The sequence below is a fragment of the Paraburkholderia ribeironis genome, assembly GCF_900019265.1.
Lineage (GTDB): Bacteria > Pseudomonadota > Gammaproteobacteria > Burkholderiales > Burkholderiaceae > Paraburkholderia > Paraburkholderia ribeironis.
The window spans coordinates 106,695-115,464 of sequence record NZ_CYGX02000007.1 but is presented as its reverse complement, the minus strand read 5'-3'; the positions used below and the strand labels follow the sequence as shown (position 1 = coordinate 115,464).

The 8,770-nt window shown below is 56.7% G+C and carries 5 protein-coding genes and 2 pseudogenes; 3 read left to right on the top strand and 4 right to left on the bottom strand.

Annotated features, from left to right (window positions below; genetic code table 11):
- Together BN2475_RS03130 and BN2475_RS03125 are read right to left on the bottom strand one after the other, a co-directional pair.
- The coding region (locus tag BN2475_RS03130; protein WP_094778112.1) for a hypothetical protein at positions 1–1,245 on the bottom strand (1,245 nt) is incomplete at its 3' end.
- Between the two features lie 233 nt (positions 1,246–1,478).
- Positions 1,479–4,424: a DEAD/DEAH box helicase gene (locus BN2475_RS03125; protein WP_094778111.1), complete on the bottom strand. Its 2,946-nt coding sequence runs from the start codon at positions 4,422–4,424 to the stop codon at positions 1,479–1,481.
- Between the two features lie 862 nt (positions 4,425–5,286).
- On the opposite strand from BN2475_RS03125, the gene BN2475_RS03120 reads away from it, so the two are divergent.
- Entirely contained in the window at positions 5,287–5,724 is a 438-nt protein-coding gene (locus tag BN2475_RS03120; RefSeq protein WP_094778126.1) for a P-loop NTPase fold protein, read from the top strand.
- A 2-nt stretch (positions 5,725–5,726) separates the two neighbouring features.
- Here BN2475_RS03120 and BN2475_RS03115 read toward each other — a convergent pair.
- Positions 5,727–6,032: pseudogene (locus tag BN2475_RS03115) on the bottom strand (IS3 family transposase); the annotation flags it as partial.
- An 11-nt stretch (positions 6,033–6,043) separates the two neighbouring features.
- On the bottom strand, positions 6,044–7,159 hold the full coding sequence (locus BN2475_RS03110) for a helix-turn-helix transcriptional regulator (protein ID WP_094778110.1): 1,116 nt from the start codon (positions 7,157–7,159) through the stop codon (positions 6,044–6,046).
- Between the two features lie 353 nt (positions 7,160–7,512).
- Here BN2475_RS03110 and BN2475_RS03105 point away from each other — a divergent pair, with 353 nt between their 5' ends.
- Both BN2475_RS03105 and BN2475_RS36175 read left to right on the top strand, forming a co-directional pair.
- Complete coding sequence (locus tag BN2475_RS03105; protein ID WP_425435463.1) at positions 7,513–8,559, top strand: porin; 1,047 nt, start codon at positions 7,513–7,515, stop codon at positions 8,557–8,559.
- A gap of 61 nt (positions 8,560–8,620) precedes the next feature.
- Positions 8,621–8,767: pseudogene (locus BN2475_RS36175) on the top strand (MFS transporter); the annotation flags it as partial.
- Between the last annotated feature and the right edge of the window lie 3 nt (positions 8,768–8,770).

The following is an 8,770-nucleotide window of genomic DNA, read 5'->3' as shown; positions in this document are numbered from 1 at the left end:
ATTTCCGCGGCCTGCTAGGATTCTCTCCACGTAGAGGGGTGAGGCTTCGTGCAAGTCAACAAGTGGTTGCGTTGCCGCTCCCCAACCCGATAGAAGGGGCACAAATGCATCGCACACTGACGTGGCTTCACACCAAGACTGCGCCCCCCAATTCCATGTTAGGGTGCGAACGACTCGCGGACCAGTGCGTTTTGACTGAACTGCCGCGACGTTCCGGTGCCATACCTTCGAGGTCTTTATAAGGTAGGCCTTCCGCGAGTAGTTGAAGAATAGGGCATGCCACTTTGGCGCGAGGTACGTGTAATACAAACCTGCACGATGGTTGCTCGCGATGCGGGAATCAGTGCCGTCAAATTTGTCTGGTCGCAAGTACCACGCGCTTCCGGAAATATTGCGCCATCGCTTCAGTTTTACGTGGTTGTTTCCGTCATCTACCCACTCTTTGACGGATTGAGACCAATTGAGGCAAATAATCTCGGTCTCATGCGTCGTCAGGCCCATGAGAATTCGACGGTACTGTAGATAAGTCGTCTCACGCGGATTTGGGTTTAGTTGTATATGCAGAATTAACGCTCGGTCATAAACTTCTCCGGCACAAGCGTTGTCCACCTTGAAGACGTCGGAACAAATGAAGGTAACAAGTCTTGTCGTGAGGCCTACTTCGCCGAGAACATAGACGGTCTTACCGAGACAGAGGTTGTCGCCCTCAATCCGCTCCGGGTCAATTGACGGATGGGTCTTGAATTGGACAACAGCAACCAATTTGGCGGCGCCATCGGCAGTCGTGGTGCGGAAAAGGTACACGACTGGGTCGAGAAAGGTCTTGCCTGCTCTGTCGAGTTGCGCAATGTCCTCGTGAATCGTCTCAAGCCGGTCCTTGTATGCCGCAATGAATGCTTCGAGCTCATTGAAAGAAATGCTTTCGCAACCAAGCACCCAAAGCGCCCCAAGCGGTGGAGTTATTCCTTCATCGAGACAGCGGCCAAGAGCAGGCCATGGAAAGCTGTATTCAGGCGCCACAAATAGTTGCGCCCCCTCCGACACAGCAGTTCGACACATTGCGTAACACTGCTCTGACGCTGTGTCTGTATTCATGTTCCCGACCCGGGTGGGCGAGCCGAATACTCGTCCCAGGGGCTGGTACAGGAGCACCTGATAATCATCGATATTAGGTCGAAGTGCGTCCAGGTCCGGTTTGCTCAATCCTCGCTTGTTCAAAATCTCGTTTAGCTGGCGGAGGTGCATGGCCCATTTCTCGTTTCATTGATTTTCGGGGAACTATCGCTGACGCCTGACCAATCTCAATCATACTCGGACAACCTGACTACGGCTTTTGCTCTTTGGACAGAGGGTTCGTTCTGGCCTGGTTTCTTACCGACGACTTACGAAGCGCCATTGGCGAACGGGAGCCCCTTCTAGCGAAACGAGCTGCTTGTAACGGAACTGGCAAAAGCAAACTGAGGGGGGCGCGACATAATTCATGCGCTTACCATCCAGGAAAGTGAACTTTGTTGTGCAGCCACGCTGTCGTTCGCAGCGGCCATAATCATCCGCAATCTAGCGTCCAAAGCTGCGGCGGAAAGTCCGGGCTGCACGCAGTTCACAGTGAGGCGCAAGTCGATTGGTTGGAGCGACTCTAGAACTGCAATTGCTTCGTCACGAGTCCCGCGAAGGAACGGCGAGAGGCCACCACCTCGGTTTGCTTGTGTGCGCCGCTTTACGTGGCGAACGAACTCGTCCAGGACTTGGTACCGGACCGATTTGACGGCTTGTCCGACCAGCTCGTACACATCGTCAACGCGTTCTCCGCTCGCGCGCGGTCCTCCTGCACCCTTGCAGTGAAACAACCCAATATCGTATCTACTATCGCCACTACGCTTACCGACGATGAAGTCGGCCGCTTCCCCCGACCTATGGTCGTAAATAACAAAGTCGATATCCGGCTCAGCAAGCAGGTGGTCTCGAAGATGGCGTTGGACAGTCCTACGCTGGTCGTCTCTAACGTCAAACTCTACTCGAATCTCACAGCCTTGCCAGTCAAGGACCTCCAGCCGGCCGATGCTTGCACCCTGGCTTTGTGCTCGTCGGTTGAGTGTGTTCCCAACAAACGTATTCAGATGGGCGGTGTAGAAAACTAGTGGCTCATCGTTCAACCATTCCTCTACGCGTGACCGACGCCCGTCCCGAGACTCAACGAAGATGGAAGGCTGGTCGGGGCTCGCGAAGTATTGCGGGATGCGATGCGGAGTAAACGTAATCCTCCGAGATATCAAGTCGTCACCGACCAAAAATTCCAGCGACTGCCTATCTTCGTTGACTCGAATGCCGGTGATGGAAAGGTCCAACGCACAGCCGCGTCGGTGCTCATCGTCACCCACGATGACGGTCGGATTGCCGCGATATGTGTCGCGAGACCAATCGGCGGCCACTGTGTCCAACGGAATATCGGTGAGTCCTTCGCCAAAGGGTAAGCGGTCCAGACCTGAGCGACCGATGGATACGACAGCTGCTGAAATTCGCGCGTGTAACGTGTCCATCCAGTCCAGGAGGTCAGGTAGCGAAGTCTTCCCGTTAGACCATACTCGTCCACCACTGCTGGCACCTATGACTTCCGACTCGCCGTCGATTTCTCCTCTTCCGAAGAAGTGCCCTTGACAGTAAGTCGCACCGTCTGTGTCGCGAACGCCTCTGTCCGCCTGGCTACCAGCGACAATACGATAGCTTTCTGTCGTGGCGACAGGACTCGTATTTCGTAGACCAATGCTGAAAAACTCTTGCTGCTCCAGTCCGTTGAGTACTTTTCGAAGTCGCGCGAAAGGTATGGTCGACACGTTGCCCCCTACGAGCTGCTCAACAAGGCTCGAGTACACCCTTTCTTTGCGCTGGGTCGTCGTGATGAACAGTATCTGAGTGTCGGGGAAGTATTTGACGAGAAACAGGTCGTGCTTCGCATCAATAATGTCTCGGCCGCGAGACCACACCGGGGCATCGAGTTCACGGGCCAAATAGAGATGTGCGTTTCGCTCGTGCGATTCCCAATGCTTCACGACTTCGAGGGGGCCAATCTTTTCCAGTTCGTTGGCGCCGGCCGGAGGCTGTTGCGCCACATACGCGGCGATGTGTTGCGGAAGTAGTAAGTAACGAGCATCGACCGAGTCGTAATCGGCAGAAGGGCGGCGGCCTTCTTCAAAGCTCCGAAGGTGTTCTTCCGCTCGTAACGCGAGTTGCTGACGAGCGTCGGCAACGTTGGCAATCAGCAGGTCCCACTGCAATCCGCTTTTATAGAGCTCGTCGCTCTCGGATTCAAGCTCTTGAGGAGCTGCGATGAACGTTGCGTCCCCGGTTCGAACACCGTTAGTTCGGGCGAAGCGGCCGATAAACTGCAACGTCGGCACGAGCGAACGGTGTGCGTCGTGCAGCACTGCGACTTTGAGTTGCGGAAAGTCATATCCTTCCCCAAACATGTCCACACAGACAATGCCGTCAAGTTCTCCTTCGCGCAACCGTGTTTCGATGGCTTCTACTGCCCGAGGACTTAGCTTGCTAGATACACTCTCGACCCGCAACCCGGCTGCGACATACTTTCCTGCCAACGGACCAGACGCATCAATGCGCCCGCATCGGATGAGCAGGCGGTGCTCATACCCCATGGCGCGGTCGCGCGCAAATATTTGAGCCGCTCGCGCTACGAGAGCGTCATCAATCTCCTCTCGTGAGGCATATTGCGGTATCGCAACAGATTCGAAATTGACCTTGCCGAATGCGTTCTCCTCGACGGCTCGTTTGAGCGGGTAGTAGAACACCAGTCGCCCGGGGAGCTTTACGCCGTCGAGCCGGTAGGGTGTGGCAGTAAACAAGGCATGACGCGCGCGTGGCAGGATTCGAATAAATGGTTCCCAGGTCCTCGCAGGCGCGTGATGCCCTTCATCCATCAGAACCAGGTCAAAGAACCCATCCGGCGGTGCCACCACGTCCGGAAGTTCAGGGCTAGCAGCATGCGGCGTCGCTACGACCACGTCGGCATTCGAGTGGGCTAGCCAGTCTTCAGTTCGAGTCACCCGCGCATCTATCACGGCCACCTCGGGAAGCGTTCCTTGCTCCAATTGCAGTGTCCCATGCTTGACGAGAACATCGAGGGAGCGGAAGGAGCGCATGGCTTGTTTCCGCAAGGCCGCCGTGGGTACTATCACTAAAACGCGACGAGCGCGCAAAGTAAAGCACGCACCAGCCATCACAGCAGTTTTCCCGTATCCAGTTGGCAGCGATACCACGGCCGGCTCACTGTCAGCACAGAAGTGGGCGGCTAGCGCGTGAAGAGCGCCGACCTGACCTCGGCGCAACCCCACACCGGGGCTTTCTGATTCGAAGAAGATGAAGCGTTGGGCGTTATCGTGAAAAAAGTCCAAAGCTGCCCCCGATTTCAAGCAGCACGCTCTTAATACCGGTACGCGCGCTCGACGATCTGTTGTGCGTTAATTCCTCACATCTTAATGCAAGCCGGCGCGGAGATTCCCATACTTACCGACTGTGAGCTTCGCGTGTCCGACTGCGAAGCGAGCGCGACGCAAACGCGGGTCGGCTCGTCGAGGTAAACGCTGCACCCGCGAGACCGGCGTGCGTACGATTACCAAACCACGAGGGAGTGGTTTGAATCATCGCAGCCTGTGGATAACTTCGTCGCGGTCGATTTTTTGCCTCCCCCCCGCACCCCCCCAAAAACCACAAAGACATACAGCCCACATACCTAAAAAGTGAGGTACGAAAAACCGGAAGCGCCCGCTTAGCGGGCGCTTCCAAAGGCAACACACCAGTCTGTATTTGACATTCTCAGACTTGACATGTCATGAATTGATGTGTAGATAAGTCAATATAATCAATAGGTTATATGGTATTTGACATGACATGGTTCCGCTAACCGTTCTAAAACACACTAAGTAGTTTTTTTGTTGGTAGAAGCCTGCTCTCCGTTGGAGGGTGGGCTTTTTGTTTACAGATTTCTTCTCACCCTCTCCGCGGCCGTTATGGAGCACTTTTGTGAGATGTAAATACTAGATTGTCGAGGCGTGCATGCGTCAAGCGCGCTCTCTCTGTCCCTGCTGAGCTAGTGCCGGCGTTGGTGCGGGGTTTTCTTCCCACCTTGGCCACGGCATTGTCCCCACGAAGTTGACGAAGCCAACTTTTCTACGGCCCAGTTCACCCTCGGCCATTTGACTACCAGTGAGTGGCCCGCGACACAATGTCTTACAATCCTCGGAAGAAATGCTCAAACGAACTCCCGGGGGCAGCATGTGGCACGACGTCGAGGCAACGTCCGACCTATTAAATTTCAGTTTGATAGCAGAGACAGCGGCTGGGTTGATTCACGACGCAGGCGGTCAACCAATCTCCATCGGGGTTTCTGGAAGCTGGGGAACTGGTAAATCGTCTCTCGTGAAGATGATTGGCACGGCGTTGGGCGGAAAGGATTCTTCTGGTAAGCCGTACCTTTTTGTCGAGTTCAACGCATGGCTTTATCAGGGATTCGATGATGCGAAGCTGGCCTTGCTGCAGGCTGTCTCGGACGTTCTGAGCGATGAAGCCAACAGGCAAAAGAATTTTCTGGATAAGGCCATCGACTTCGCGAAGCGACTCGCAGCAGCAGTCTATCGTCATCCTGCGTTTCCATTCATAAGCATAACGAACCATATGGATCGCATTGCAAAGTACGGTAACGCAAGTCTATGATGCGTCGCCTCGAACTTGCGTTTCTGCCTGCATCGCAGCCCGAGCTTTTTGCGTAGCCGTTTTATGCGGTGAACCCCGACCCGCACACCGTGTCCGTCGAGGTATTTCTGCAAACGCTCTGGACCGAAACTCTCGCGAGTACGCTGATGCGCTGCAAGTACTTCAGCTTCGAGACGCGGCTCCTATTGTGCCAGCAACAACAGCGGCCGTTTGCGTCACGCGTAATAGCCGCTGACGGAAACGCCCAGCAGTCGGCACATCAGTGGCACCACATAGTCCTGCCGCGTCTGTTCAATCACGCCGTGCCGACCTCAAAGTGTCAGGATTCGCTGGCAACGGAAACCGGGCCGCCGAGATTGAGGACCCGGAGGATCTGCGCCTTGTTGGACATGCCGAGTTTCCTGTATGCGTTGCGCAGGTGGTGTCGAACCGTGGTCGGTGAGATGGCCATCTTCTGGGCCACCTGCTTGTAGGTGAGTCCCTCGCCCCAGAGCCTCAGAACAACCAGTTCCCGGGCACTGAGGATATCGATGGGCGAACGCGCCCCCGCTTCCAGTTGGAACAAACCTGCGATGGGAGCAATTCGAACGCTGATATGGACGCCGACGTAAGGCTCATTGGTGCGCCGACGAAGATGCTCGGTGAACACGACCGGCAGTCGCTTGCCATCCCAGTCCGGCCACTCTGTAGTCGCGACGTGATGGAAGCCCGCATCCGCGTAGTGCAGCACGCCAAAGCGATCGCAGATGCCGGCACAACTGGTCGACGCATGCTGCGTCCGTGTGATGTGGAAGGACCTGTTCAGGTCGATGGCAGCGGCGAGATGGGGAATGAAGTTCTCGACGAAATCCGCTTCATCGTTCGTGAACGGTTGCGTCAGTGAATGACGGTACACCGACAGGAAGGTGGTGAGCCCGAAACGACGATCAAGTGCGCACACGCACATGAGCTGGGCGAGCCCGTACTTCGCGCCCCAATCGCGAAACTCGTTGGGGATATCGGGGGCAACGATGGAAATGATGGCGGCCTTCCCGAACGCGCCCAGTGTTCGCCTCGCGAGAGGGTCGAGGTCGCGTACCGATTTCCAGTCGGTGAAAAAGGAACGGGGCAACCGGTGCAGGAAACTGCAATGCAACACTGGCCAGTCGGGTGCGTGCGTGGCCCGGCCAGTCCATGCCGCGTCGAATGCCAGGTGCTGGTGTAGCAGTTCGAAGAAGGCACTTTCGAATTCGCCGATTCCCGTTTGACCTGCGAGGGAATACAGGTCAAGCAGCAACTGGCCGAACTCGCGCCGCTCGCTCTTTCCGGAAGATGGAGGACCATCGAACTCCGTATGCCGCAGCGGCCAGCATCCGGGCGTCACGCCGTCCAGCACGATGGCGTCACCCCATTCCCGTGTCCTGTCGACCGCGCCGGTCCGTTCGCCATTGTTCATGTAGTTCTCCTACCGTTCGCCTCCCGTCGGCAGGCTTCATGCCGGCGATCATCGTACGGTTTCACGACCTTGCCAATAAGGTGTTCTTTCGATGTCACCGGCCTCGTTCATTTGAACGATCTGTCGCGTCGTCAATGGGGCTGCCCTGATCACACATACAAGGAGAAGCCGCAGGGCCGTCGGCCACGAACTGTCAGGGCTCATCGGCTCCTGCATTTGAACGACTTCCCCGCGCATTTGCGGCGACCCACACTGCATTACGGACGCCACGTCTGTCAAGTCGGCGCATGAATGCGGCAATGACCGCCACGCCGGTTCCAGAAAGAAAAATCCAGAGCGGTTGGAGACACTCGATGAAAATGAAATACCAGCTCGCAGCCGCGTCAATGGCATGCATTGGAATGGCGGTGGTCGACAGTCCGAGCGCCTGCGCCCAGTCGAACATAACGCTGTACGGCTGGACCGACGCGGGCATCGAATACCTGTCGAACGCGGACGGAAAGCATAGCGCAGTGCGTCTGCAGAACTACGGTATCCTGCCTTCCGAATTCGGGCTGACCGGTACGGAGGACCTGGGCGGCGGGTTGAAGGCGCTGTTCACGTTGCAGCAGGGATTCAACCTCAACGACGGCACCTCGACCGTGCCGGGCTATGCGTTCTTTCGCGGCGCCTATGTGGGACTGAGCGGGTCGTTCGGCACGGTCACGCTGGGCAGGCAGTTCAGTGTGCTGTTCGACAAGACGCTCTTCTACGACCCGTTTCTGTACGCTTCCTACAGCGGCCAGGGCGTACTTATTCCGCTCGAGGGCAACTTCATCGACAACGCGATCAAGTACAAGTCACCAGTCGTCGCGGGTTTCAACGGGGAGGCTCTGGTTTCGACGAGCGGCATCGCTGGCAATACCCGGGCCGGTCGGGTTCTGGAGGCGGGCGGCGAGTACGTGGGAGCGTCGCTGGGCGTCAGTGCCGTCTACCACCAGCAGCACGGCACGGTCGCTGCGGGCGTTGACATGTCGGCACAGCAGACAACGATTGGCACGCTGGCGGTGCGCTACGCGTTCGATCCCGTCACCGTGTATCTTGGCGGCGAACGGCAGACCGGCGACCTTGAGCCAGTGAAAACCGTCTACTGGGCTGGCGCACGTTATCAGATAACCGCCGCGGTCGCGCTGGCAGGCGGTGTCTGGCACACGCAATCGCACGTGGCCTCCGTTGGCCACCCGACGCTCTTCGTGTTGAGCACTACATACGCCTTCTCCAGGCGCACGACGGTCTACCTGAATCTCGGATACGCGCGAAACAGCGGCTCCAGCTCGCAGACCGTCTACGAATACGACCCGACTCCGCTTAACGGTGCTTCACAGCGTGGCGCGATGCTGGGTATCTCCCACGTATTCTGATCCCTGTCTTCCGGGTTGACTGGGTGCTTGCCACCATCTTCACGAATTCGAGGTCACCGCCATGAAAGTCATGTCAACGGACATCCTGTCCGAAGCTGTGCAGCCTGTCGAAATTCCTTTCAGTACCATGATGGCACTGGTTGTCTTTGCTGCAATCACGCCATTGATACTGCTTGTCGCGCCTGCAGTAGCGGGGCAGTTGAGTGCCATC

Excerpts from the sequence above, each read along its gene's own strand:
- BN2475_RS03120 (WP_094778126.1), top strand. The coding sequence starts at position 5,287 with ATGTGGCACGACGTCGAGGCAACGTCCGACCTATTAAATTTCAGTTTG.
- BN2475_RS03105 (WP_425435463.1), top strand. The coding sequence starts at position 7,513 with ATGAAAATGAAATACCAGCTCGCAGCCGCGTCAATGGCATGCATTGGA.
- BN2475_RS03110 (WP_094778110.1), bottom strand. The coding sequence starts at position 7,159 with ATGAACAATGGCGAACGGACCGGCGCGGTCGACAGGACACGGGAATGG.